Here is a 1,212-nt window from a genome sequence, read left to right as displayed (position 1 = left end):
GGTGCTGGTGGGTTTGGTCGTCGAGATCTCGATCTTGCCGGGCGGGTCCTCGCGGTGATAGTCGAGTGCGTCCTCGTCCAGTCCCATGTCTGGCGAACTCGTCTGAACAGTAAAAAGATACTCATTGCGGCGGCAATTCGCCCGAATCGGCGTCCCTCCCGAAGTCTCGAATCGGCGACTGTCATCATCAACATATGACAACAGATGACAACGCTTTAGTTTCGTTGCTCGGGAGGTAGCAGCAGTTGACCCACTCTGGTGGACCCAAATGACAGGAGATGAACTCATCTGGCGGATCGCGGGCGGTTCCGGCGACGGGATCGACTCGACGAGCCAGAACTTCACGAAGGCGCTGATGCGCACGGGGCTGGACGTATTCACACACAGACATTACCCGTCACGAATTCGTGGCGGCCACACCTACGTCGAGGTGCGGGCGGCCGATCACGCAGTGAAATCGCGCGGCGACGGCTACGATTTCCTGCTGGCACTCGGTGACAGTTTCGCCCGGAACCCCCAGGACGGCGAGGCCTACTACGGCAACGAGGAGGTCAAACCGCTGACGGAGAACCTCGACGAACTGCGCGAGGGCGGCGTGATCGTCTACGACGAGGGGCTGCTCGACACCGACGAGGTCGAGAACTTCGACGAGCGCGTCGAGGAGAACGACTGGCACGTCTACCCGCTCGATCTGCGTGGCCTCNCTGCTCGACACCGACGAGGTCGAGAACTTCGACGAGCGCGTCGAGGAGAACGACTGGCACGTCTACCCGCTCGATCTGCGTGGCCTCGCACGTGAGCACGGCCGCGAGATCATGCGCAACACCGCCGGTGTTGCAGCAACGGCCGCGCTGATCGGGATGGACACGGAGGTTTTCGAGGAGCTGATGGCCGATACGATGGGCGAGGAGATGCTCGAGACCAACGTGGAAGTGCTCGAGGAGGCCCACGCCGAGGTCAGCGAGATGGAGTTCACCCACGATCTCGAAGTGCCCACCGGGAGCCACGACGAGGAGCAGGTGCTCTTGAACGGGAGTCATTCGGTGGCCTACGGCGCGATCGACGAGGGCTGCCGGTTCATCGCGGGCTACCCGATGACGCCGTGGACGGACGTGTTCACGATGTACGTGTTTACCCCGAGGACACAACAGCGGGTACAGCCTGAGATCGTGAAATCATCTCGTTGTCCCGGGCGACTCGCTTGAACTCTTC

The 1,212-nt window shown here is 61.6% G+C and carries 1 protein-coding gene and 1 pseudogene; one reads left to right on the top strand and one right to left on the bottom strand.

Annotation, left to right across the window (positions count from 1 at the left end; translation table 11 throughout):
• Positions 1–363, bottom strand: a 363-nt coding sequence (locus C451_RS23310) for a hypothetical protein (protein WP_206536701.1), incomplete at its 3' end; no start/stop codon positions are given.
• On the opposite strand from C451_RS23310, the pseudogene C451_RS21200 reads away from it, so the two are divergent.
• Positions 269–1,124, top strand: a pseudogene (locus tag C451_RS21200) (2-oxoacid:acceptor oxidoreductase family protein); the annotation flags it as partial. The gene C451_RS23310 and the pseudogene C451_RS21200 sit on opposite strands and share 95 nt — an antisense overlap.
• Positions 1,125–1,212 lie beyond the last annotated feature (88 nt).

It is taken from the genome of Halococcus thailandensis JCM 13552 (assembly GCF_000336715.1).
Taxonomy (GTDB): Archaea; Halobacteriota; Halobacteria; order Halobacteriales; family Halococcaceae; genus Halococcus; species Halococcus thailandensis.
Note: the sequence above shows the minus strand (reverse complement) of the source record. Positions and strands in the feature narration are given on the sequence as shown.